Source organism: Rhodococcus sp. KBS0724, from assembly GCF_005938745.2.
Classification (GTDB): domain Bacteria; phylum Actinomycetota; class Actinomycetes; order Mycobacteriales; family Mycobacteriaceae; genus Rhodococcus_F.
On the sequence record NZ_VCBX02000001.1, the window covers coordinates 4,055,309 to 4,079,510 of the forward strand.

The 24,202-nt window shown below is 62.7% G+C and carries 25 protein-coding genes; 14 read left to right on the forward strand and 11 right to left on the reverse strand.

Features of this window, described 5'->3' with window-relative positions:
* The first annotated feature begins 478 nt into the window (after positions 1-478).
* Both FFI94_RS18575 and FFI94_RS18580 read left to right on the forward strand, forming a co-directional pair.
* The gene (locus FFI94_RS18575; protein WP_397495461.1) at positions 479-2,260 is read left to right on the forward strand and encodes a DEDD exonuclease domain-containing protein; all 1,782 of its coding nucleotides are present in this window, start codon (positions 479-481) and stop codon (positions 2,258-2,260) included.
* A gap of 40 nt (positions 2,261-2,300) precedes the next feature.
* Entirely contained in the window at positions 2,301-2,576 is a 276-nt protein-coding gene (locus tag FFI94_RS18580; RefSeq protein WP_033231456.1) for an Lrp/AsnC family transcriptional regulator, read from the forward strand.
* A 4-nt stretch (positions 2,577-2,580) separates the two neighbouring features.
* On the opposite strand, the gene trpD is transcribed toward FFI94_RS18580, so the two are convergent.
* Together trpD and FFI94_RS18590 are read right to left on the reverse strand one after the other, a co-directional pair.
* A complete protein-coding gene (gene trpD, locus FFI94_RS18585; protein WP_138869126.1) occupies positions 2,581-3,672 on the reverse strand; it encodes an anthranilate phosphoribosyltransferase in 1,092 nt (363 codons plus the stop codon).
* A 96-nt stretch (positions 3,673-3,768) separates the two neighbouring features.
* On the reverse strand, positions 3,769-4,257 hold the full coding sequence (locus tag FFI94_RS18590; protein WP_185993243.1) for a hypothetical protein: 489 nt from the start codon (positions 4,255-4,257) through the stop codon (positions 3,769-3,771).
* Between the two features lie 128 nt (positions 4,258-4,385).
* Here FFI94_RS18590 and FFI94_RS18595 point away from each other — a divergent pair, with 128 nt between their 5' ends.
* The 4 genes from FFI94_RS18595 to FFI94_RS18610 all read left to right on the forward strand — a co-directional run bounded on the left by FFI94_RS18595 (position 4,386) and on the right by FFI94_RS18610 (position 8,724).
* Positions 4,386-5,000 (forward strand): heme-copper oxidase subunit III, encoded by a 615-nt coding sequence (locus FFI94_RS18595; protein WP_138869127.1) that lies wholly within the window; start codon positions 4,386-4,388, stop codon positions 4,998-5,000.
* A 63-nt stretch (positions 5,001-5,063) separates the two neighbouring features.
* Positions 5,064-5,915 (forward strand): cytochrome c, encoded by an 852-nt coding sequence (locus FFI94_RS18600; protein WP_138869128.1) that lies wholly within the window; start codon positions 5,064-5,066, stop codon positions 5,913-5,915.
* Positions 5,912-7,054, forward strand: coding sequence for a ubiquinol-cytochrome c reductase iron-sulfur subunit (locus FFI94_RS18605; protein ID WP_138869129.1), 1,143 nt, complete (start codon positions 5,912-5,914; stop codon positions 7,052-7,054). Before FFI94_RS18600 ends, FFI94_RS18605 begins: the two co-directional genes overlap by 4 nt.
* Positions 7,055-7,113: 59 nt before the next feature.
* Positions 7,114-8,724, forward strand: a complete 1,611-nt coding sequence (locus tag FFI94_RS18610; protein WP_221937799.1) for a cytochrome bc complex cytochrome b subunit — start codon at positions 7,114-7,116, stop codon at positions 8,722-8,724.
* Positions 8,725-8,824: 100 nt separating this feature from the next.
* Here the strand turns inward: FFI94_RS18610 and FFI94_RS18615 are convergent, their stop codons facing one another.
* The 4 genes from FFI94_RS18615 to FFI94_RS18630 form a co-directional block, all read right to left on the reverse strand.
* Entirely contained in the window at positions 8,825-9,799 is a 975-nt protein-coding gene (locus FFI94_RS18615) for a hypothetical protein (protein ID WP_138869131.1), read from the reverse strand.
* On the reverse strand, positions 9,796-10,104 hold the full coding sequence (locus FFI94_RS18620; protein ID WP_138869132.1) for an antibiotic biosynthesis monooxygenase: 309 nt from the start codon (positions 10,102-10,104) through the stop codon (positions 9,796-9,798). Before FFI94_RS18620 ends, FFI94_RS18615 begins: the two co-directional genes overlap by 4 nt.
* Before the next feature lie 108 nt (positions 10,105-10,212).
* Complete coding sequence (locus FFI94_RS18625; RefSeq protein ID WP_033231032.1) at positions 10,213-10,629, reverse strand: cytochrome c oxidase subunit 4; 417 nt, start codon at positions 10,627-10,629, stop codon at positions 10,213-10,215.
* Between the two features lie 39 nt (positions 10,630-10,668).
* Positions 10,669-11,733, reverse strand: a complete 1,065-nt coding sequence (locus FFI94_RS18630) for a cytochrome c oxidase subunit II (RefSeq protein ID WP_138869133.1) — start codon at positions 11,731-11,733, stop codon at positions 10,669-10,671.
* 321 nt (positions 11,734-12,054) lie between these two features.
* On the opposite strand from FFI94_RS18630, the gene asnB reads away from it, so the two are divergent.
* The gene (gene asnB, locus FFI94_RS18635; protein WP_138869134.1) at positions 12,055-13,980 is read left to right on the forward strand and encodes an asparagine synthase (glutamine-hydrolyzing); all 1,926 of its coding nucleotides are present in this window, start codon (positions 12,055-12,057) and stop codon (positions 13,978-13,980) included.
* Positions 13,981-14,050: 70 nt separating this feature from the next.
* Here the strand turns inward: asnB and FFI94_RS18640 are convergent, their stop codons facing one another.
* The 3 genes from FFI94_RS18640 to FFI94_RS18650 form a co-directional block, all read right to left on the reverse strand.
* Positions 14,051-15,025, reverse strand: coding sequence for a carbohydrate kinase family protein (locus FFI94_RS18640; RefSeq protein ID WP_138869135.1), 975 nt, complete (start codon positions 15,023-15,025; stop codon positions 14,051-14,053).
* A 120-nt stretch (positions 15,026-15,145) separates the two neighbouring features.
* Complete coding sequence (locus tag FFI94_RS18645; RefSeq protein WP_138869136.1) at positions 15,146-15,496, reverse strand: iron-sulfur cluster assembly accessory protein; 351 nt, start codon at positions 15,494-15,496, stop codon at positions 15,146-15,148.
* Positions 15,497-15,638: 142 nt separating this feature from the next.
* Positions 15,639-16,700: a glycerate kinase gene (locus tag FFI94_RS18650; protein WP_138869137.1), complete on the reverse strand. Its 1,062-nt coding sequence runs from the start codon at positions 16,698-16,700 to the stop codon at positions 15,639-15,641.
* A gap of 101 nt (positions 16,701-16,801) precedes the next feature.
* Here FFI94_RS18650 and FFI94_RS18655 point away from each other — a divergent pair, with 101 nt between their 5' ends.
* The 7 genes from FFI94_RS18655 (at position 16,802) to FFI94_RS18680 (ending at position 21,896) form a co-directional block, all read left to right on the forward strand.
* A complete protein-coding gene (locus FFI94_RS18655) occupies positions 16,802-17,458 on the forward strand; it encodes a DUF3043 domain-containing protein (protein WP_138869138.1) in 657 nt (218 codons plus the stop codon).
* Between the two features lie 2 nt (positions 17,459-17,460).
* Positions 17,461-18,012, forward strand: a complete 552-nt coding sequence (gene cobU / locus FFI94_RS18660; protein WP_260684198.1) for a bifunctional adenosylcobinamide kinase/adenosylcobinamide-phosphate guanylyltransferase — start codon at positions 17,461-17,463, stop codon at positions 18,010-18,012.
* 31 nt (positions 18,013-18,043) lie between these two features.
* Positions 18,044-19,198 (forward strand): nicotinate-nucleotide--dimethylbenzimidazole phosphoribosyltransferase, encoded by a 1,155-nt coding sequence (cobT, locus tag FFI94_RS18665; protein WP_138869139.1) that lies wholly within the window; start codon positions 18,044-18,046, stop codon positions 19,196-19,198.
* 2 nt (positions 19,199-19,200) lie between these two features.
* Positions 19,201-19,968, forward strand: coding sequence for an adenosylcobinamide-GDP ribazoletransferase (locus tag FFI94_RS18670; RefSeq protein WP_138869140.1), 768 nt, complete (start codon positions 19,201-19,203; stop codon positions 19,966-19,968).
* A gap of 9 nt (positions 19,969-19,977) precedes the next feature.
* The gene (locus FFI94_RS34305; RefSeq protein ID WP_260684199.1) at positions 19,978-20,373 is read left to right on the forward strand and encodes a DJ-1/PfpI family protein; all 396 of its coding nucleotides are present in this window, start codon (positions 19,978-19,980) and stop codon (positions 20,371-20,373) included.
* 410 nt (positions 20,374-20,783) lie between these two features.
* Positions 20,784-20,945: a helix-turn-helix domain-containing protein gene (locus FFI94_RS34310; RefSeq protein ID WP_260684200.1), complete on the forward strand. Its 162-nt coding sequence runs from the start codon at positions 20,784-20,786 to the stop codon at positions 20,943-20,945.
* Positions 20,946-21,059: 114 nt separating this feature from the next.
* A complete protein-coding gene (locus tag FFI94_RS18680; RefSeq protein ID WP_260684201.1) occupies positions 21,060-21,896 on the forward strand; it encodes a dienelactone hydrolase family protein in 837 nt (278 codons plus the stop codon).
* On the opposite strand, the gene FFI94_RS18685 is transcribed toward FFI94_RS18680, so the two are convergent.
* Together FFI94_RS18685 and gcvT are read right to left on the reverse strand one after the other, a co-directional pair.
* Complete coding sequence (locus FFI94_RS18685; RefSeq protein WP_138869141.1) at positions 21,890-22,993, reverse strand: branched-chain amino acid aminotransferase; 1,104 nt, start codon at positions 22,991-22,993, stop codon at positions 21,890-21,892. The two genes, FFI94_RS18680 and FFI94_RS18685, sit on opposite strands and share 7 nt — an antisense overlap.
* Positions 22,994-23,025: 32 nt before the next feature.
* The gene (gene gcvT / locus FFI94_RS18690) at positions 23,026-24,126 is read right to left on the reverse strand and encodes a glycine cleavage system aminomethyltransferase GcvT (RefSeq protein WP_138869142.1); all 1,101 of its coding nucleotides are present in this window, start codon (positions 24,124-24,126) and stop codon (positions 23,026-23,028) included.
* Positions 24,127-24,202: the final 76 nt, after the last annotated feature.

The following is a 24,202-nucleotide window of genomic DNA, read 5'->3' on the forward strand; positions in this document are numbered from 1 at the left end:
ATTACGAAATGATCGCGGCGATGTCGACCGCATCGCCGAATTCCCGCGCGATTCATCCGAATTTGCGCGCAGTCGCGCTCGATACGTCAAAACGGTCACAACGGGATAACGATACGTCCGGTTTCCGTGGCGCCATGGTCCGCTTCTCACAAATCAAACCAATTCGACCCGGGTCGGCAATCCAGGACTTATCCCAGATCAGCACTACTTACGTACCGGTAGGCCCCTTTTCGGCCGAGGCGGATTACAAGTCGGCACACGCCAGGCAACACGCGCGGATCCACCCCGTCCGAAAGCAACGCCGAGGGTGCCGACGCACGTCGAAAATCCCCCAACTGTGACGCTCGTCTCTTTTGTGTCAGGGGCGGCCAAATACCGGAGTGCACCCAATGCCCGTTAGTCCCGAATTCAACTTTCGAAGGTCCTCGAGCCCAAGATGGCCGATTCGTGTCGGACCATCCCTCTACTGTCTTGCGCTGTGAGTCATGCCGACGCTGTCACCGCCGCCGTTGACGCCGATCCGGATATCGGCCGTCAACTGTCGTTCGACGAGCTGGACACTCCGCTCAGCGAGACGACGTTTGTGGTCGTCGACCTCGAGACCACCGGTGGAAGCGCGGACACCGATTCGATCACCGAAATCGGTGCCGTCAAGATTCGCGGCGGCCAGGTACTCGGCGAGATGGCAACCCTGGTCGATCCCGGGCGGTCGATCCCGCCGTACATCGTCGAACTGACCGGCATCACCGACGCAATGCTGATCAACGCTCCGCGCATCGATCGCGTCCTTCCGGCCTTCCTCGAGTTCGCGAAGGGTTCTGTTCTTGTTGCCCACAACGCTCCCTTCGATATCGGGTTCCTCAAGGCGGCGGCCTCTCGCACAGCCCGGCCGTGGCCGCCGTTCCAAGTCCTCTGCACCGTCAAACTCGCCAGACGTGTCCTGACCCGCGACGAAGCACCCTCCGTGAAGCTCTCGGCGCTCGCGCATCTGTTCCGCGTATCCACCCAGCCCACGCACCGAGCCCTCGACGACGCCAGAGCCACTGTCGACGTGCTCCACGGCTTGATAGATCGAGTCGGCAATCAAGGCGTACACAGTTACAGCGAGCTGATCGACTATCTCCCCAACATCTCGGCTCACCAACGCGCCAAACGCTCCTTCGCCGCAGACCTCCCACGAAGGCCCGGCGTCTACCTCTTTCGTGGCCCGTCCGACGAAGCGCTGTATATAGGGACGGCAGTGGACCTGCGCCGCCGCGTCCGGGGCTATTTCACCGGTTCGGAGACGCGTGGCCGGATGAAGGAGATGGTGGCCTTGGCCACCCGGGTCGACCATGTGGAGTGTGCTCACGCTCTCGAAGCCGGGGTACGGGAACTCCGGCTCCTCGTTGCACACACCCCGCCGTACAACCGACGCTCGAAGTTCCCCAAACGCGGATGGTGGATCGTCCTCACGGACGAGGCCTTTCCCCGACTGTCCGTGGTGCGTACCCCCGCCCCACACTCGATCGGACCGTTCACCTCGCGCGCGAGCGCACAGGAGATAGCCGAGACCGTGTGCGAGTTCAGCGGCCTGCGCACCTGCACCAAGCGAATCCCCCAAGGCGCGGTTCACGGGCCTGCCTGCCCCGCACGCGAACTCAGCTCGTGCCCGGCAGCCCACGATGACACCGCGGAACGATACGCGGTCACAGTCGCCGAAGTTCGAGAGTTCTTCAGCGGCGTCCACGACACACCACTTCAGCGTATGAGGGAACGCATCGAGCAACTCTCTGCCACCGCACTGTTCGAGAACGCGGCCAGACTGCGCGACCGGACGGCCGCAGTTGCCGTAGCAGTCCGACGCACTCAAAAGCTTGCCGCCGTCGCCGCAATCGATCAGTTGGTAGTGGCGCGACCCGCGGCGGAAGGCGGCTGGGAATTGGCCGTCATCCGTGCAGGCAGGCTCGCCTCCGCCGGCCTCGCCCGGGCCGGCACCCATCCCATGCCAGTTGTCGACGCGCTCGTCGCCTCGGCCGAAACCGCACTGCCCGACAACTCACCACTTCGCGGAGCGCCCCCGGAGGAACTAGCGCTGGTGGTGCGCTGGCTCGGATCGGACGGCGTCAGAATCGTCTCCGCCTCGTCCGGCTACACCGAGCCCGCATTCGGCGCGGGGAGTTGGGAGGACTGGTGCCGACTCGCCAAGGCCGGAACCGAATCCGAGCCGGCAGCGAACCATCGTGATGCCTGGCACGGACGCACCGACACAAGGACATAAGCTCGACCGCAGCACTGCCCAGCGCGACTAGAGGAGCGACATGATCAACGCGATCGTCATGATCCACGCCGAATCGGCCCGGATCCCGGAGACGGCTCAGGCCGTCGCCGACATCCCCGGCGTCAGCGAGGTGTACTCCTGCGCAGGCGACGTCGACCTCATCGCAGTGGTCAGGGTCCGCGACCACGCCCAGATCGCAGAGGTCATCACCGGCCGCATCAACAAGGTTCCCGGAGTGACGCGAACCGCAACCCACATTGCGTTCCAGTCCTTCTCCAGCGCCGACGTCGAGGCTGGGTTCTCGCTCGGCGAGTGACGGCTCAGGCGCCTTCTGTCAGCGCCGTGGTGAGCGATGCCCACCTACGCAACAGTTCCGCGGCCGCGCCGCTGTCGATAGCGAGCGCGGCCGAGGCCATGCCAGCGGCAATCGCAGCTTCCAGATCGTCACCGACGCCGTTGAAGGCCGCAATGGCCGCACCCGCGTTGAGTAGTACCGCATCCCGGACCGGGCCGGGCTGACCGGACAGGAGCGTGCGCGCGACCTGAGCATTGACTTCGGCGTCGCCGCCTCGCAATTCGTCCAACGGCACCCGCGCGATGCCGAGGTCTCGCGGATCCAACGTGACGGTGCGAACGGCTCCGTCGGCAACGACGTACACCGTCGACGTCGTGGACGTCGTCAGTTCGTCGAGACCGTCGTCGCCGCGAACCACCAATGCCGAGTTACCGCGCTGCGCAAGAACTCCAGCGACAACGGAGATCAACTTCGGGAAAGCGCAACCGATCAATCCGGCACGCGGCCGGGCGGGATTCGTCAGGGGTCCGAGCACGTTGAAGGCCGTCGGGATACCGATTTCCTTGCGTGGCACGGCCGCAAATCGAAGTGCCGGGTGGAAAACCGGCGCAAAACAGAAACCGATCCCGACCTCGTCGACACATCGCGCCACGTCTTCCGGACCCAGGTTGATCCGAACGCCGAGAGCTTCGAGCACGTCGGCGCCGCCACTCTTCGAGGACGCTGCTCGGTTGCCGTGTTTGACCACTCGAATTCCGGAGGCGGCCACCACGATCGAGGCCATAGTCGAGATGTTCACGGTGTTGGAGCGGTCGCCGCCGGTTCCGACGATGTCGACCACATCGGAATCGACGGGCACCGCTTTGGCATGTTCGAGCATCGCGTCGGCGAGACCCTGCAACTCGGCCGGTGTCTCGCCCTTCATCTTCAACCCGACACCAAATGCGGCTATCTGCGCCGAACTTGCGTTGTCGGACATGATCTCGCCCATCGCCCAACGGGAATCGTCGCTCGACAGATCGCGCCCATCGGTGAGCTGACCGAGAATCATCGGCCAGGACCGCACTACACCGCTCGAATCGGAGTTCACAGCGTTGGTTGCGTCGGTGCCGGCCATCTACTTCGGTCCCCTAGGTTCAGTCGAATCGTGTCGTCGTGTATCTGACCTGTGCAGCCTAGTCAGTCACCGTGCAGCGGTCGCGAATTGGTCCACTCACACTGTGCGTCGGCCCTTCCCGGAACCTGACTGCGCCGCAGCACTCGGCTGCAGCGCATCCCAACCCGCGACGGACCCACCCAGCCGCTGAGCCAGACCGGCCATCCGCGATCGCTCCTGCGAGCAGTGCAATGCGTCCAGAACCTGGACACGTTCGAAGACCACGCGAACCACACCCTCGTCATCGCTCGACGCGCCGTCCGAGGCTGTCACCGCGCGCCGATATCCGTCTTGAGCAACGATCGACTCGGCATCGTCGAGCGCGACCTCCGGAAGATCGAGATGGTGACGCAGCACCGCTTCCGAATCCGGTTGCCAACGCGGCTCGACGGAAGCACCTCGCTCCAACGCCGCCGAGCACGATTCGACGTCGTCGAAACCTTCGACGACGATCTCGAGATCATCCCTCGACGGATCGAGCGGGGGCGAAACTTTTCTGTTGAAAATTCTCAGGTACCAACGTCTACTCTGGTGTGTAGCTGCCATCGCGTCAGCATATTCACAGTGCCGCCACCTGCGCGTACGCCGACCGAAATCGCGATCTCGAGCCTCACGACGCGCCGATGGCAGACCCGAGTGGCCGTCTCTTACGACGAAGCGTCATACTTCTGTCTGTGACGAGCGCAGTAGGGACTTCAGGATCGGCAATCACCCAACGCGTGCACTCGCTGAACCGGCCGAATATGGTCAGCGTTGGCACCATCGTGTGGTTGTCCAGTGAGCTCATGTTTTTCGCAGGGCTCTTCGCCATGTACTTCGTGGCACGGGCGCAGGCACCGGAAGGCCAGTGGCCGCCGGAGCCGACCGAATTGAACCTGTATTTGGCTGTACCGGTGACGTTGGTGCTGATCGCATCGTCGTTCACCTGCCAGATGGGTGTATTCGCGGCCGAGCGTGGCGACGTCTTCGGACTTCGTCGTTGGTACACGATCACCTTGGCTATGGGAGCGTTCTTCGTCGCCGGACAGGCGTACGAGTACATCCACCTCGTCGATCACGGCACCACCATCTCCAGCAGTGTGTACGGCTCGGTGTTCTACATGACCACCGGTTTCCACGGCATGCACGTCATCGGCGGTCTTATCGCCTTCGTTTTCTTGATCGCACGCACCCGAGTCAGCAAGTTCACGCCGGCTCAGGCAACCGCAGCGATCGTCGTTTCGTATTACTGGCACTTCGTTGACATCGTGTGGATCGCGCTGTTCGCAACGATTTATTTCATCCGTTAATCAGCTGAACGCCACAGGCAGCCCCTGACGTCCAGTCCGTCCCGACATACCAAAGGGATACAGATGAGTTCATCCCCCCCTCCCACATCCGATACAACAGCGACCGCCGCGAAGACGCGTCGCCAGCGGAAGATCCGCCGGCGTGTCACCGGAGCGCTCGTACTGATGATGGGATTGATCAGCGCAGGTTTCCTCGCCTCGGCACTGACACCCGCTCCGCAGGTCGCTACTGCTAGCGACGATTCAGCCGCGCTTATCCGCGAAGGCAAGCAGTTGTACGACACGTCGTGCATCACGTGCCACGGCGCCAACCTTCAGGGCGTCGCGGACCGCGGTCCCAGCCTTATCGGTGTCGGCGAGGCAGCGGTGTACTTCCAGGTTTCGACCGGTCGTATGCCTGCAGCACGCAACGAGGCCCAGGCTCAACGCAAGGACCCCAAGTTCGACGCTGCACAGACCGATGCCCTGGGTGCATTCATCCAGGCCAACGGCGGCGGCCCGACGCTCATTCGTGACGAGAACGGCGAAATCGCTCAGTCCTCGCTTCGCGGTGGCGACATCGGCCGAGGCAGCGAACTGTTCCGCCTCAACTGCGCGTCCTGCCACAACTTCACCGGTCGCGGTGGCGCACTGTCCTCGGGCAAGTACGCACCGGTCCTGGATCCGGCGAACGAGCAGCAGATCTACGCCGCTATGGTCACCGGCCCCCAGAACATGCCGAAGTTCTCCGATCGTCAGCTGACGCTCGAGGAAAAGAAAGACATCATCGCCTACGTGAAGTCGTCCGGAGAGGCCAAGAACCCCGGTGGTTACGGTCTCGGCGGCATCGGTCCGGCCTCTGAAGGTCTCTTCATGTGGGCCGCCGGAATCGTCGCTGTCGTTGGTGCAGCATTGTGGATCGGAGCAAGGTCATGAGCGACGCTGGCCAGCAGGGCGGCGATACGCCAAAGAAGTACACGGATGAAGAACTCGAGGCGATGACTCGCGACGAGTTGGTCACCCTTGGCACCAATCTCGACGGCGTCGACGTTGTCTACCGTCGTGACCGTTGGGCCGTCGAAGGCACCAAGGCCGAGAAGCGTGCCGAGCGGAATGTTGCATTCTGGTTCGGCCTCGCCGGTGTCTCCGCGATCGCATTCATCGCGATCTACTTGTTCTGGCCCTGGCAGTACGCCGGCGCCGGCGACGAGAACTACGGCAAGTACAGCCTGTACACACCGTTGATCGGTCTGACCATGGGTCTCGCGATCCTCGGTGTCGGAATCGGCGCGGTGCAGTTCACCAAGAAGTTCATCCCCGAAGAGGTGTCCATTCAGGACCGCCACGACGGTGGATCTGCTGAGGTGGATCGCCGCACGATCGTCGCCGAACTCAGTGACACGTTGGAGACGTCCACCTTCCCCCGCCGCAAGGCCATCAAGCGCAGCTTGATGTTCGGTGGTGGCGCACTCGGCGTCATGATGATCATGCCTCTCGGCGGCCTCATCAAGAACCCGTGGGCCAAGGGCGACGATTCCCCGCTCTGGGTGTCCGGCTGGACCCCGAACTACCCCGGCGAGACCATCTACCTCCGTCGTGACACCGGACGCCCCGAGGACATCGTTCTCGTGCGCCCGGAGGACCTCGACGCCGGTTCCATGGAAACGGTCTTCCCCTTCCGTGAATCCGATCGTGGCGACGAGCACGCATTGCTCGCAGCTCTGCGCGGTATCCGTAACTCGGTCATGCTCATCCGTCTCCGCACGGAAGACACCCAGCGGGTCACGAAGCGCAAGGGCCAGGAGAGCTTCAACTACGGCGATTACTTCGCGTACTCGAAGATCTGCACGCACCTGGGTTGCCCCACCTCGCTCTACGAACAGCAGAGCAACCGTATTCTCTGCCCCTGCCACCAGTCGCAGTTCGATGCACTGCAGTACGGCAAGCCGATTTTCGGTCCCGCTGCTCGCGCACTTCCGCAGTTGCCTATTACAGTGAACGAAGAGGGCTTCCTGGTCGCCGATGGTGACTTCATCGAAGCACTCGGCCCGGCATTTTGGGAGCGTCGACCGTGACCACAACCACTACAAAACCGACAAAGATCGCCGCTGCTGCAGCAGGTCAAGCGGAGGCAATGGACTCGCGCTACCACCTCGCTGCAGGTATGCGCCGTCAGATCAACAAGGTCTTCCCGACCCACTGGTCTTTCATGCTCGGCGAGATCGCGCTGTACAGCTTCCTGATCCTGCTCATCTCGGGTGTGTTCCTGACGCTGTTCTTCGATCCGTCGATGGCACACGTCACCTACCAGGGCGCATACCAGCCGCTCCGTGGTGTGACCATGTCACGCGCGTACGAGACCACCCTGAACATCTCGTTCGAGGTTCGCGGCGGTCTGTTCGTTCGCCAGATTCACCACTGGGCTGCACTGATGTTCGCCGCGTCGATCATCGTGCACCTCGCACGCATCTTCTTCACCGGTGCGTTCCGACGCCCGCGTGAGGCCAACTGGGTCATCGGCTGCTTGCTGCTGGTCCTGGCGATGTTCGAAGGCTTCTTCGGCTACACCATCCCTGACGACCTGCTTTCCGGCACCGGCCTCCGCGCCGCGTTCGGTGGTATCACGATGAGTATCCCGATCGTGGGCACCTGGCTGCACTGGATGATCTTCGACGGCGACTTCCCCGGCGACCTCATCATCCCGCGTCTCTACGTTGCTCACGTGCTGCTCTTCCCCGGCATCATCCTCGCGCTGATCGCCGGCCACCTCGCACTGGTCTGGTACCAGAAGCACACGCAGTTCCCCGGCCCCGGTCGTACCGAAGAGAACGTCGTCGGCGTTCGCATTCTTCCGGTCTTCGCCATGAAGGGTGGCGCATTCTTCGCCATCACGTTCGGCGTGCTTGCACTGCTCGGTGGTCTGTTCCAGATCAACCCGGTGTGGAATATCGGTCCGTACAACCCATCTCAGGTCTCCGCTGGTTCCCAGCCTGACATTTACATGATGTGGACAGACGGACTCGCGCGACTGTGGCCCGCCTGGGAGATCTACCTGTTCGACCGGTACACGATCCCCGCAGTGTTCGCCGTCGCCTTGATCATGGGCCTCGTCTTCGGCCTGCTGTTCGCGTACCCGTGGATCGAGAAGCGTCTCACCGGAGACGACGCTCACCACAACATCCTGCAGCGTCCCCGCGACGTTCCGGTTCGTACCGCAATCGGCGCAATGGCTATCGCGTTCTACGCAGTGCTGACGATCTCCTGCATCAACGACATCATCGCGTACCACTTGCATATCTCGTTGAACGCGATGACGTGGATCGGCCGCATCGGCATGATCGTGCTTCCGCCGCTCGCGTACTTCATTACGTACCGCTTCTGCATCGGTCTGCAGCGCAGTGACCGTGCAGTGCTCGAGCACGGCATCGAAACCGGCATCATCAAGCGGATGCCGAACGGCCAGTACATCGAAATCCACCAGCCGCTCGGACCCGTCGACGATCACGGTCACCCGATCCCCCTCGAGTACCAGGGTGCAGCTGTTCCGAAGAAGATGAACAAGCTCGGCCTCGCCGGCAAGCCCGGCTCGGGCAGCCTCACCAAGGCAGACCCGGTGGAGGAGAGCGCAGCTCTCGAAGCCGCGCAGCATGCCGGTGAGCATGAGCAGCTTCAGATTCTGCTCGACTACCAGAACCGTATTCACGGCAACGGCAAGTCGGACGATTCCACTGGAGAACTCCACTAGATCGTCGCAAGAAATCGAATAACGACAAGGTCGCCGCAACACTCTCACTGAGAGGTTGCGGCGACCTTGTCGTTTCCCCAGATACCTTATCCCCAGATACCTAGTGGTCGCGTGCGGCGTTCCAGGCGGCACCGAGCGAGAATTGGCTGGACACACCGTAATGGCGCATTGCGTCGGCGACCCGACGCCTCCCCGTCCTCGGAGTCAATCCCAGGGAGATCGAGGCGGATTCCATGGTCAAACCGGCGTTCATCAGTTTCAGTATCGGATCCCACGGGTTTTCCCACGAGTGGCCGTGCCCGAGGACGGGAACTGATTCCTCCCACACACGATGGTAGATCCAGGTCATGATGGATGCGAATGTCGGGGACTGAACGGCCATCACACTGCTGGGCCACGCCTCTCCCCAGGTAAAAGGGATTCCCACAGTCTTGTGATCGAGAATCCAGAAGAAGCTCGGTGGATTCGGGTGCATCCGAACCTGGGAGCCGGCCTCGATCTCATCCGTGAGTTGATTACGGCACAGATCGGTGTTCGCGTCGGCAGTGCTGACGATGAGGCGGATGTCGTGGTTGGGCCCGCCGTTCTCCTTCCAGTACGACACCGGCTTCTTCTCGGCCAGCACCGTATACAGAGGCACCGTGTCAGGCATACACGCGTACGAGGCGACGGGCTTCGAGCGTGAGGCCTGTATTTTGTACATGTCCGGAGCGGCAAACGGTCCGTGCATCACGTCGACGGGCAACCCGTGGACATCGGCGTCACCGTGCTCCCAGGCCTGTATCAGTTTGGGAAGCAATTCGAGTACCCCTTGGGTCCTCGCAATACCGGACTCGAGGTCGTGCGTCACGCCGGCCAGAATGCGCTGTGTGACATCGGCGATGGTGGCGTCGGGGCGCCGGTAGGTGATGACTCCGTCTGCTAGAGAGAGGAATCCGAACTCTTCGAGTCGCGCTACTTTCTTTTCCGTAGAATCCATCGAGCCGCCCGTCACTTCGGCAAGATCGGGGACGCTCTCGATCCGACCGCGTAGCGCGATATCGAGGAATTCTGCGAGTTCGGTAGTCCGGTTCATGTCCAGGACCCTTCCTCGAACACCGTCTCGTAGTGCTCGACGGTCGGGAAGGGGTCGTAGAAGCGATGGAGAAGCTCGCGCCACCGCTGGTAGCCCTCGGACTGCCGGAAGTCCACCGTGTGCGCCTCGAGGCTCTCCCACTCCACGAGCAGTAGGTACTGCTGTGGCGTCTCCATACAGTGCGACAGGCGCAGACGGATGAAGCCAGGCACCGCAGAGATGATGGTTTTTGCTGTAGCGAACGCGGTCTCGAATTCTTCGGAGAGAGCCGGATCAACTTGGAGCAGTGCATGTTCGAGGATCATGTGTCGAGTGTCGCAGAGATCAGCGGTACCTCTTGTACTCCCCCGCCGAAACACAAGAGGCGCCGAACCCCGCGAGGGATTCGGCGCCTCTAGTAGAGAGCGTTTGTACTAGTGCTTCTCAGGTCCGACGTGGTACTCGAACACGAGACCGGCTGCGGTCGCGATGATGAGGACAACTCCAACCACGATCATCCAGGGCTGGAAGTATGCCAGTGACACCGCGGCGATGGCAGCAGAAGCAGCCAGCAGCATGGGCCAGAAGCTACCGGGGCTGAAGAAGCCCAACTCGCCTGAACCATCCGAGATTTCAGCGTCGTCGTAGTCCTCGGGACGAGTGTCCAGACGACGGGCGACGAAACGGAAGTAGGTTCCGACGATGAGGGTCAGGCCCGCAGACAGAACGATGGCCGTGAGTCCGGCCCACTCGATTCCCGTACGGGACAGAGCAGTGAACACACCGTAGATGATCGCGACGAGGATGAAAAACAGCGTCAGGATCTCGAAGAGCTTGGCTTCGATCTTCATATCAGCACTTGTCCTTGTTCAGTGAGGAGGCTGGCCGGCTCAGTTGCCTGCGGTGGCGACTGTTGCCTGACGGTACTCGCGGTCGGTGTTGAACGGCGTGGTCGACGTAGCCACCGGCGACTGACCGATTGCCGACAATGCCTCAGCGGTGCTCAGACCGCCGTTGCCCTGAGCGTCACCCTTGCGCAGTTCGATGTACTTGGCGAAGTCCTCGGGCGAAACCGCACGAACCTCGAAGTTCATCATCGCGTGGAACGTGCCACACATTTCTGCACAGCGCCCGACAAATGCGCCTTCCTTCTCGATCTCACTGATCTGGAAGATGTTGTCGGAGTGGTTTTCCTTGGGGTTCGGCATGACGTCGCGCTTGAACAGGAACTCGGGAACCCAGAACGCGTGAATCACGTCGGAGGAAGCCAGTTCGAACTGGATGCGCTTGCCGGTCGGGAGAACGAGAATCGGGATTTCGGAGCTGGTTCCGACGGTCTCGATCTTGTCGTAGTGCAGGTAGCTCAGGTCCTGGACGCTGTTGCCGTGAATCGGTCCGGGGACCTCTTCGCCGTGCGCGTCGACCGTCGTGCTCTCGGCCTTGGCGGCCTCTTCGGCTTCGAGATCGATGCCGTTGTACTTGGCGGTTCCGTCACCGAACTCGATGGAGCGGTAACCGAACTTCCAGTTCCACTGGAATGCGGTGACGTCGACGACGACGTCGGGGTTCTCCGTGCGCTCGAGAACATGGTTCTGGACGACAACGGTGAAGTAGAACAGAACCGCGATGATCACGAACGGAACTGCCGTGTAACCGAGCTCGAGCGGCACGTTGTATGCCGTCTGACGCGGGAACTCCGGCGAGTCCTTCTTCTTACGGTGGAAGATAACTGCCCAGAAGACAAGTCCCCACACCAGCACACCCATGAAGAGGGCGGCGACAACCGACCACGTCCACAGTTCTCGCATGCGCGTCGCTTCAGGAGTGATGCCCGAGGGCCACCCGAAACGAAGCACTTCATTGTCGATGGAGCAACCCGACAGCAGCAAGGCAGCAATGCCCAAAGATACTGCCAGCCCAGCTCGCCGAAGGATCCGACCTTGCGCCACGTTCACGCCTTCCTGATCGCCGCAAAATTCAACTAGGGCACCTCGAATGGAAGGCCCAATTACTACGCAGCGTAGACCAAAGGTGGCCGGTATCCATCTCCGGGTCCTACACCGTGTCGCGTCGGACGTCACACAAATCTCTCAGGCGCAGCTCAGGAACAGGTCAGGCATCGTCAGCGACCTACATCACTGCGATTCGCTCGCCGCTGATCGGCGCAGAGACGGATCTGCGGCATACTTTCCAGGAAGAGTTCGTTGACCTCTCCCCGATGCTTACGTCCGGGAGCCTTCTGCAATAAAAAATTCTGAATCGAGGAACCGGACGCTGTGTGTGGACTGCTCGGGCTACTGACATCTGGCGGAACCAGCGACGACGCCGTCGCGCAGGTCGACCAGGCACTGCACTGCCTGCGTCACCGCGGACCCGACGAACAGGGGACGTGGCATGACGACCACCTTGTGTTCGGATTCAATCGATTGTCGATCATCGACATCGCGCACTCGCATCAGCCGTTGCGCTGGGGACCGCCGGAGAATCCGGAGCGTTATGCGCTGACGTTCAACGGTGAGATCTACAACTACCTCGAGATTCGCGCGGAACTCGCGAAGGATCACGACGCGAAGTTCTTCACCGAAGGCGACTCCGAAGCCATCGTCGCCGCGTTTCACTACTGGGGCGAGGACGCGGTACGACGCCTCCGCGGAATGTTTGCGTTCGCGATCTGGGACACCGATACGCGCGAGCTGTTCATCGCGCGCGACCCCTTCGGCATCAAGCCACTCTTCATCGCGACGGGCACCGGCGGCACCGCATTCGGCAGTGAGAAGAAGAGCCTGCTCGAGTTGACGGATCTGATCGGCATCGGCACCGAGTTGGATCCGCGGGCGATCGAGCACTACACGGTCCTGCAGTACGTTCCGGAGCCGGAAACTCTGCACAAGGAGATTCGCCGGCTCGAATCGGGCAGTTTCGCGCGGGTGCGTCCGGGTGAGCAGCCGCAGATCACGCGATACTTCACGCCCAAGTTCCCGGCCAAGCCGTTCGCGCCTGGCACGGAGAAGGCGCGGTACCAGGAAATCGCGGAAGCGCTCGAGGATTCCGTCGCAAAGCACATGCGTGCCGATGTGACGGTCGGTTCGTTCCTGTCCGGCGGTATCGACTCGACCGCGATCGCCGCGCTGGCCATGCGTCACAACCCGAACCTCATCACCTTCACGACCGGTTTCGAGCGCGAGGGTTACTCCGAGGTCGACGTGGCTGCCGAGTCGGCTGCCGCGATCGGCGCAAAGCACATCGTCAAGGTGGTCTCCCCCGCCGAGTTCGCTGCCGCGATCCCCGAGATCGTCTGGTACCTCGACGACCCCGTCGCGGACCCCGCGTTGATCCCCCTGTGGTTCATCGCAAAGGAAGCGCGCAAGCACGTCAAGGTTGTTCTGTCCGGCGAAGGTGCGGACGAGCTGTTCGGCGGCTACACGATCTACCGTGAACCGCTGTCCCTGAAGCCGTTCGAGTATCTCCCCAAGGGACTGCGCCGAGCGGCCGGCAAGTTGTCGGAGCGAATCCCAGACGGTACACGCGGCAAGAGCCTGCTCAATCGCGGTTCACTGACGCTAGAAGAGCGGTACTACGGCAACGCGCGCAGCTTCAACGACGCCCAGTTGCGGGCCGTTCTGCGCGACTTCCGTCCGGAGTGGACGCATCAGGACGTCACGGCGCCGATCTACGCGCAGTCTCGCGATTGGGATCCGGTCGCGCGCATGCAGCACCTGGACCTGTTCACCTGGCTTCGCGGCGACATCCTCGTCAAGGCAGACAAGGTCACGATGGCGAACTCACTCGAACTACGAGTGCCTTTCCTCGACAACGAGGTGTTCGACGTCGCGTCTCGCGTGCCGCTGGATCAGAAGATCACCAAGGACACTACGAAGTATGCCTTGCGTCAGGCCCTCGAAGGCATTGTGCCGCACCATGTTCTGCATCGTGCCAAGCTCGGATTCCCCGTGCCGCTGCGTCACTGGCTGCGCGGAACAGAACTCTTCGATTGGGCACATCTGCAGATCGAGGAGTCGGGAACCGACCACATCTTCGACAAGCAGGCCGTTGTGAAGATGCTCAACGATCACCGCGAGGGAGTGTCCGACCACAGCCGACGCCTGTGGACTGTGCTGACCTTCATGGTGTGGCACGGAATCTTCGTGGAGAAGCGCATCGTGCCGCAGATCCAGGAACCGGTGTACCCGGTCAATCTCTAGGTCGTTCGGCAACAGGGGTGCCTTTTCCGGTAGTTCGCACCACCGGAAAAGGCACCCCTGTTGCTTGCCCCTAGGGCAGGATCGTCGCGATCTCGTCGGCCGCGGCGCTTCCGTAGGCGTCGGTGAGACGCTTGAGCGCCTCGTCGCGATTGAAGACCCACTCCTGCGTTCCGACGGTCTCGAGGACCAGCACGGCCACGAGTGAGCCCAACTGTGCGGCGCGCTCGAAGCTCAGTCCGGCGCCGTGGGCAAGCAGGAAACCGGCACGGAAAGCGTCGCCGACACCCGTCGGATCAACCTTGCCGGTTTCGGGCACAACGTCGACGCGCACCCAATTACCCTCGCCGTCAACGATTTCGACGCCCTTCGAGCCGAGCGTCGTGACGCGGATGCCGACCTGTGCGCGAATCTCTTCCTCGCTCAGGCCCGTCTTCTGCTGGAGCAGTCCCCACTCGTATTCGTTGGTGAAGAGGTACTTGGCGCCGTGGATCAGTGCCTTGGCTTCCTCTCCCGACAGGCGTGCGAGTTGCTGGGACGGATCGGCGGCAAACGGAATTCCGAGTTCGCGGCATTCGTCGGTGTGGCGGACCATGGCCTCGGGATCGTTGGCACCGATCAGAACCAGATCGAGTGCACCGGCCGTCTTGGCTACGGACGCGAGTTCGATGTCGCGCGCCTCGCTCATCGCTCCGGGGTAGAACGACGCGATCTGCGCCATGTCCTCGTCCGTGGTGCACACAAAACGCGCCGTATGCGCTGTGTCGGAGATCCGGACTGCACTGCAATCAACGCCGTTGTCCTCGAGCCACGTGCGGTATTCCGCGAAGTCGGCGCCGACCGCACCGACCAGCAGCGGCGATCCACCGAGAACGCCCATCGCGTACGCGATGTTTCCACCGACTCCGCCGCGACGAATGACGAGGTCGTCCACCAGGAAGCTCAGCGAGATGTGCGCAAGCTGGTCGGCAAGCAGCTGATCTGCGAAGCGGCCGGGGAATCGCATCAGATGGTCGGTGGCAATGGAACCGGTTACCGCAATAGTCACGGATCGAGGCCTTTCAGCGAAAGTGAGTGGAATGTGTTTTCGAAGAATTCATACAACTGACGCGGAACCGATTTCCGGTTCCGCGTCAGTTGTTGTGTCTGAAATTGTGATCGACTCGACTCAGTTGAACGAGTCGCCGCAGGCGCAAGAGCCCGTGGCGTTGGGGTTGTCGATCGAGAAGCCCTGCTGCTCGATGGTGTCGAGGAAATCGATGGATGCACCTTCGACGTACGGTGCACTCATCCGGTCGACAACCAGGTTGACGCCGTTGAAGTTGACGGTGAGGTCGCCGTCGAGGGCTCGGTCGTCGAAGAACAGCTGGTACTTCAGTCCGGCACAGCCGCCCGGCTGCACTGCAATACGCAGTGCGAGGTCGTCGCGACCTTCCTGATCGAAGAGTGCCTTCGCCTTGGCGGACGCGGACTCGGTCATCGTGACGCCGTGGGTGGCGGTCTCGTTCTGCACAGTCATGGGCTCTCCCTAATGTTCATACCAACCCGTGAACGCTTCAACGGTACGCCTCTGCCGACTTATTCCCGCCAGTTCCTACCGTGTGCGATTCGTCTTCATCCTAACCTTTCCACGCTCGTCGGCAACGACGCCTTCGCGACCTTCACCGGTCTCGCCAGATGCTCCACTCGCGAGCGGTGACTTCGGCCAGTCCGCGCAGGTGGGCCGACGCATCGCGCATGGCGTCCTCGATCGATCCGGCGAAGTCGGTGACGGACCCCGCGCCGACTATCCCGAAGCCCTCGTAGTCGGACGCCGAGAGTTCGACCTGACCGGCCAGAACAAGCGTCGGCACCCCGTACGACGCACTTGCGGCTGCGAGGGCCGTGACCAGTTTTCCGCGCAGCGATTGGCTGTCGAATTTCCCTTCGCCGGTGATGACCAGGTCGGCCGTCTGCAGAAGTTCCACCTGGTCGGTCCGCTCCGCCACCACTTCCGCACCGGAACGGCGGTCGGCGCCCATGGCAAAGAGCGCGGCGCCGATTCCCCCCGCCGCACCCGCACCCGGCAACTCGGCGACGGAGCGGCCGACTCCGTTTTCGAGAGTCGATGCCCAGTCCCGGTTTCGTTGTTCCAAGATCTCGACAGCGCTGCCGTCCGCTCCCTTTTGCGGCCCGAACACCGCGGCCGCGCCGATCTCGCCCAATAGTGGGTTCTCGACGTCGGTGGCGGCGACCAGGTCGATGCCTCGCAGTGCATCGCGGGCAGACTGCACCCCACCCAATGCGTCGACAAGCCCGCGCCCACCGTCGGTGCAACAACTTCCACCGAGTCCGATGACGATCTTCGTTGCGCCGGCACCCAGAGCGGCGACGATCAAGTCCCCGACACCGCGACTGTGCGCCGCGAGTGCACTTTCGCGGGTTGGCGGGCCGCCGAGTAGCGCAAGTCCACAGGCCTGGGCGGATTCGATGTATGCAGTCTCCGAATCGAGAAGCCACCGAGCGTCGACCGAGGTCGTCAGCGGGCCTGAGACGTGCGCTGTCTGCATCTCTCCGCCCGAAACGGCCAGTGCATCGACAAATCCGGGGCCGCCGTCCGACTGTGGTGCGCAGATGATCTCGTCGCCGGATCGCGCCTGTCCCCAACCGTCGGAAATGGCCTGTGCCGCGGCGCCCGCTGTCAAGGTGTCACCGAAGGAGTCAGGAGCAACTATTACCCGCATGGGCGAAGTGTATGGGCGGTCGATGTCGCAGATGTTTCACAATCAGCAGAAATACCGAGGTCGGTTTCCCAGAGGACGCACTTATCCAATAGCCTGGAGGGGTGAAATTGCTACGCCGCGGTGACTCAGACAACTCCGACAAAAATGACGTCGAGGTCACTGAGGCGTCCTCAGCCTCTGACGAGGCGTCCACCGAGCAGGTGGGCAAGGGTCGCCCCACACCCAAGCGTCGCGACGCCGAAGCCAAGAAGCGTGGACCGGTCGCGCCCGCTCCGCTGACGTCCAAGGAAGCCCGCGCGCGCCGAAAAGCGACACGCGGCTCCAAGGAAGAGCGCAAGGTCGAAGCTGCCGAGCGCCGCGCCTCGTCGGCAGACCGTCGCGCGCGCATGCTCGCCGGTGAGGACAAGTACCTCCTCCCCCGCGACAAGGGACCCGTCCGCGCATACGTTCGCGACTTCATCGACGCCCGCCGCAACCTCGTCGGCCTGTTCATGCCACTTGCACTCATCCTGATCATGACGATGTTCGTGACGCCGCAGCTGCAGGCAATCGTCACACTCGCCATGCTCGTGATGATGGTCTTCATGGTCATCGAAGGAATCTGGCTCGGACGCACGATCAACAACCGCGTCGCGGAGCGCTTCCCCGAGAGCACCGACGGTGGATTCAAGCTCGGTTGGTACGCGTTCGTTCGCGCATCGCAGATCCGCAAGCTTCGCGCGCCGAAGCCTCGCGTGGGACCCGGCGACGCAATCTGAGCGTGTCGAACCCTGTCAGAACTCTGGTCCTCGGCGGCGCGCGGTCAGGTAAGTCCGCGCACGCCGAGGCTTTGTTTTCTCCCGGATCACCGGTTCGCTACGTCGCCACGGCTCGGCGCGACCGTACCGACACCGACTGGGAAAGCCGTATCGACCAGCACCGCGTCCGGCGGCCGGCGCACTGGTCGACCGTCGAGACGGCGGCTGACGGTGATCTCGACCGCACGCTCCGTGAGGAAGATTCGACGGACACCCTGGTCGATGATCTTGGTACCTGGCTGACCGGCGAGTTCGATCGACGCGATGCCTGGGATGCACCGCGCGGCACCATCACACCCGCGGTAGACGCACTGATCGAGAGCGTCCGCGATTACCGCGGATCACTGGTCCTGGTCAGCCCGGAAGTCGGCTTGGCCGTCATTCCGGAAACCCGATCGGGTCGGTTGTTCCGCGACGAGATCGGCTCGTTGAATGCCCGCGTCGCAGCGGTATGCGATCGTGTTGTGCTGGTTGTCGCAGGACTGCCACTCGTCTTGAAAGAGCCCTCAGCGTGAAAATTACTGTTGCACAACCGGAAGGCACGAAGTGAGCACCGAAGCGAACTCCACCAGTAGCGCGGCTGTCAGTAGCGCGCCTGTCAGTAGTGCGGAGTTCGAGCCGGTTACTCCGCCGGATCGCGACGTTCGGGCCCTCGCGGATGCCCGCCAACTCGACCTCACCAAGCCCGCCGGATCGCTGGGCCGGTTGGAGGCACTCGCGGGCTGGGCGTCCGCATGCCAAGGCGTATGTCCCCCACATGCTTTCGTCCGACCCCGCGTGGTTGTGTTCGCGGGCGACCACGGCATTGCCCGCAACGGCGTCTCCGCATACCCGCCTGAGGTGACTGCGCAGATGGTCGCCAACTTCCTCGGTGGCGGCGCAGCGGTGAACGTACTCGCCGAGGTTGCCGGCGCGAGTGTCCGCGTTGTCGACATCGCGGTGGAAGTGGATACCGATCCCGCGGTCTCGAACTACAAGGTGCGCCGCTCCTCCGGTTCCATCGATCGCGAAGACGCCATGACCCACGAGGAAACTCTGCAGGCCATCGCAGCGGGCCGGGCTATCGCGGACGAGGAAATCGACGGCGGCGCAGACCTTCTCATTGCCGGCGACATGGGCATCGGCAACACCACGCCGGCCACGGTACTGATCGCAGCTCTGACAGACACCGAGCCTGTCGCAGCAGTGGGCCGCGGCACGGGCATCGACGATGCAGGCTGGATCCGCAAGACCGCAGCCATCCGTGACGCACTCCGCCGCGCCCGTCCGCACGTCCGCGATACCGTCGCCCTGCTGCGCACGGTTTCCGGTGCAGATCTTGCAGCGATGGCCGGCTTCCTCGCCCAGGCTGCGTCGCGTCGCACCCCCGTCATCCTCGACGGCGTTGTGGTGACCGCTGCCGCTATGGCTGCCGACGAGTTGGCGTTCGGCGCCCGGGAATGGTGGGTGGCCGGACACCGCTCCACCGAACCCGCCCACACCATTGCGTTGACCCGCATGGGACTGACACCGATCGTCGAATTCGACATGCGACTCGGCGAAGGCTCAGGCGCAGTGACAGCCCTGCCGATCCTGCAGGGTGCGGTGGCTATTCTCGCGAAGATGGCCACGTTCAGCGAAGCCGGCGTCAGCACCGAGGGCAGCAAGCCGGCCGCTGAAGCCGAGTCGATCGATCTCACCAAGACAGACACGGTGGACTGACCATGGCCGGCGCGCTTTCCGGTGTGCCACTGGCGTTTTCCTGGCTGACCGTACTGCCGGTTCGCGGTCCGTCCGACATCGACCGCACAGCTGGTCGGCGCGCCATCGCAGCGGCACCTCTGACCGGGATTGCACTTGGGGCCTTTGCCCTCGCAATCTTGTGGGGCGCGACCAGCATCGGCCTCAACCCCTACCTTGCGGGCTTACTGACCGTGGGCGGGCTCGCGCTGGGAACCCGCGGTATGCATGTCGACGGTCTCGCGGATACCGTCGACGGTTTGGGATGCTACGGCCCACCGGAGCGAGCACGCGAAGTCATGCACAGCGGCGGCGCCGGGCCGTTCGGAGTTGCCGCGCTGTTCATAATCCTTGGGCTGCAAGCAGTATCGTTCGGGGTTTTGGCCGGCGCAGACTCCCCGCCGAACTGGGGCGGCGTAATTGTCGCCGTTGCTGCGGGACGCGTAGCCGTCGTCTTCGCCTGTCGCCGAGGGATTCCCGCGTCGAGCACCACCGGATTCGGTGCGCTGGTTGCAGATTCGCAGCCGTGGTGGGCCGCTGCCGTCTGGACCGCTCCCCTGCTCGCCGCGTCGATCCTGGTGACGGACCGATGGTGGCTCGGACCGCTCGTGACTGCCGTGGCGCTGCTGATCAGTATTGCGTGCGTGCGTCACTGCGTCCGCAGGTTCGGTGGCCTCAACGGCGATGTCCTCGGATTTGCACTGGAGTTGACCGTCACGATCACTGCCGTCGGCCTCACTCTCGGACTGTGATCCAGCGTCGTGCGAATCGGATTCCTTGCATACGAGGGTTGCCTGGCGGCCGAGATCTTCGTTTTCACCGACATACTCCTGATCGCAAATCGCGTCGCTGATGAAGCGTCCACCGACCCCTTCGAGGTATCGGTCATCGCAGCGTCCGGCACACCCGTCGTTGCGGCAGGTGGATTTTCGATCGACGCACAAGAGTCGCATCACGACATCGATCACCTGGTGGTGCCGGGGTTCGAACTCGTACCGTCCGAAGACCCGGCATCACGCTTGTCGCTGTGTGCCAGAGAAATCGAGTTCATCCGTGCCTGCGAGGCGCGCGGCGTTCGCGTGTCGTCAGTCTGCGTCGGCGCGTACCTGCTGGGCGAAGCCGGACTTCTCGACGGACGCCGCGCTACGACGTCGTGACTGTACGGTGCGGACCTCGCGAGTCGCTACCCCGGTGCGACGGTTCGAGCCGACTCACTGATCGTCCATGACGACGGCGTTACCACCACTGCGGCATTCACGGCAGCGCTCGACCTCGCAACAGCACTCGTGCGCGAGCATCTCGGCGACAAGGTTGCGCGAACGACGGCAAGAATTGCTCTGGCGCCGGAGAATCGCACCAGTCAATCTCCCTACGTTGTCGACTCGATGCTGCCGGTGAAACACACCCAGTTTGCCGAGGACGTCGGCAGTTGGTTGGTCGAACGGATAGCGGAGCCCTACGACTTAGATCTGCTGTCCGATGCTTTTCGTGTCAGCACACGAACAATGCTTCGGAAGTTCAAAGACGAGGCCGGGAATCGCCGCGCGCCTACCTGCAGCGTGCACGGGTGCGAAAGGCAAAACGCCTGCTGGAATCAACCGACTGGCCGCTCGGAAAGATCCTGGGGCACATCGGTTATCAGGATCCTGGAACTTTCCGTCGACTGTTCGTCGACCGTGTCGGAATCAGCCCGGCTGACTATCGAAAGCAATTCCGCAACGGCGGATAAGTCGCACGCGTGGCGAGCCCGCCCGGAAACGTGGCGAACCACCCTCTTCTGTAGTTGATCCCGCACCGAAAGACTGTGCAGAGGAATTACTTCGACTACTTGGGAGGGCCCACCGTGCCGAACCGCAGCATGACAAAAGACGATCCGCTCGAAGACTTCGACCGTCGAACGATCACGATCGGCGGAGTCTCGAAGTGCGTGTACGTGGCGGGCAGCGGTCCCGCAGTAATCGTCATGCCGGAAATGCCGGGTATCAGCCCGCATGTTGCGCGATTCGCCCGCTGGGTACGCGACGCCGGTTTCACGGTCTATGTTCCGTCGCTGTTCGGCCGCGACGGCGCGGTCCCCACCGTGGACGAGGGACTCGTCGTTTTCAAGCGAGCCTGTGTCAGCGCAGAGTTCCGCGCGCTCGCTGCCGACGAACCGAGTCCGACGGTCCGTTGGCTGCGTTCGCTCGCCGCTTCGGCACACGAGGAGTGCGGTGGCCCAGGAGTTGGTGTGATCGGGATGTGCTTCACCGGCAACTTCGCGCTGTCGATGATGCTCGAACCGTCGGTGATTGCGCCGGTTCTCGCGCAGCCGTCGTTACCTCTCGATCGACTAGGCAAAACCGACAGTGGGCCCGAAGAACTCGAAACCGTGCGCACGAGGCTCGAGGCCGAAAACCTCACGGTGCTTGCCTACCGCTTTCACGGCGACCCGTTCTGCCGCGCACAGCGATTCGCGGCCTACTCGAAGGCCTTGGGCGAGCGCTTCGTCGGAAAGGTACTCCCCGACGAAGCGGCCAACGCGGCAACGTCACCGTTCTTCGAACACGTCATTGCTCATCCGCACAGTGTGGTGACAGCTCATCTCGTGGACGAGGCCGGATCACCCACCACCGTCGCACGAGACGAGATTCTGCAGTTCTTCCGCGAGCGATTGCTCGCCGAGGAAACCAGCGATCAGTGAAGCTTGGTCATCCAGCCGTGGGTGTCGGCGAAGGTGCCACGCTGAATGCCGGTGAGGGTGTCACGCAGCGCCATGGTGACCTCGCCAGGTTCGCCGTCGGCGATGGTGAATTCGCCCTCAGCGGACTTGACGCGCCCGACCGGGGTGATGACTGCCGCTGTGCCGCAAGCAAATACCTCGGTGATTTCACCGCTCTTGCACTTGGTACGCCACTCGTCGGTGCTGATCTTGCGCTCTTCGACGGCAAAGCCCGAGTCGGCAGCCAGTGTCAGCAGCGAATTGCGGGTGATACCGGGCAACAACGAACCCGAGAGCGACGGCGTGACAAGGCGAGCGTCGGGGCCGGAACCGAAGACGAAGAACAAGTTCATGCCTCCCATTTCCTCGACGTAGGTGCGCTCGATCGCGTCGAGCCACACCACCTGGTCGCAGCCTTCGTCAGCAGCCTGAGCCTGGGCAAGCAGTGATGCCGCGTAGTTACCCGCGAACTTGGCTGCGCCCGTTCCACCCGGAGCGGCGCGCACGTACTCGGTGGACAGCCACACACTGACCGGCTTCACGCCACGTGGGAAGTACGCGCCGGCCGGTGATGCGATCAGCAGGTAGCGGTATTCCTTGGCGGGACGCACGCCGAGACCGGCCTCGGTCGAGAACATGAACGGACGCAGGTAGAGAGCATCTTCGCCGCCCGCCGCCGGAACCCACTCGATGTCGACGTCGACCAACTCGGTGATGGAGTCCACGAACATCTCCGTCGGCAACTCGGGCATCGCGAGGCGACGAGCCGAAGCCGCGAACCGCTCGGCGTTGGCCTCGACGCGGAACGAGCTGATGTCGCCGCTCGGCTGGCGGTAAGCCTTGAGTCCTTCGAAGATGGCCTGACCGTAGTGAAGGACCATAGCCGCTGGGTCGAGCTCGATGTTTCCGTACGGCAACACCTGAGCGTTATGCCAGCCCTTGCCCTCGGCGTAATCGATGGAGACCATGTGATCGGTGAAATACTTCCCGAAACCGGGCGCCGCCAAGATGTCACGGCGCTCGGCGTCGGACTTCGGGGTCGAGCTCTGGACACGAACGAAATTGGCGGCACCAGTCATGGCCGCAATCCTATCGAACGCGCACAATCCCCTTACTTGGTGCTGGTCTCCACAAACGGCGGCGACACGACAACACACCGAAGCGCACGCCCACGGACGTCGACCTCGATCTCGTCACCGGCCGCGATTCCCACACCGGAATCAAGAAGCGCCAACGCAATTCCGACCTTGAGCGTCGGCGAGAACGTTCCGGACGTGGTCTCCCCGACCGGTTCGCCGTCACGCAGAACACTCAGTCCCGCACGCAGCACACCACGGTCGAGTGCCTTGATTCCCCACAACTTGCGTGCCGGGCCGGCAGCCTTTTCGTCGACCAGGGTTTCCTTGCCCCAGAATGTGGGCTTCTTCCAGCCGACAGCCCAACCGCAGCGAGCTTCGAGGGGTGAAATCTCGAGCGAAAGCTCGTGTCCGTGCAGCGGATAGCCCATCTCGGTACGCAGCGTGTCGCGCGCACCGAGCCCGGCCGCCTGTCCGCCCTGAGCCTCGACAACCTCGAGGAGCGCCCGGAAGAGCGGCTCACTGTCTGCCCATCGCGGCAGAAGTTCGTAGCCGATCTCTCCCGTGTAGCCACTGCGACACACGCGGACCGGTACGCCGTTCCACTCGGCATCCTCGAATGCCATGTACTCGATGTCGGTAGGCAAACCCAGCGCTGTCAGAACGTCAACCGACTTCGGTCCCTGCACGGCCAACACGCCGTACTCACGATGCTGATCTTCGATGGTGATTCCGTCCGGCGCGACCGCCACCATCGCTGCGACAACATCTGCCGTGTTTGCCGCATTCGGCACGAGGAAGATTTCCTCGTCGTTGACGTAGTAGACGATCAGATCGTCGATGACGCCACCGGACTCGTTGCAGCACAACGTGTATTGCGCCTTACCTGGACCGATCTTGCCCAAATCGTTGGTCAGCGCCGCGTTCACGAACTCCGCAGCACCGGTGCCGCGCACCACAGCCTTGCCGAGGTGACTGACGTCGAACAAGCCGACATTCTCACGGACAGAGGTGTGTTCGGCCACGACGCCGGCGTACGACACCGGCATCTGCCAGCCACCGAACGGGGCAAACGTCGCACCCAATTCGACGTGCACAGCGTGGATCGGACCCTGCAAGAGTTGTTCGTCGGTCATGGCCCACAACCTATCGGACTTCCGTCGACGAAACATGTTCGCCGCAGACACGCACCGAGGACGTCGGGGCCTACCA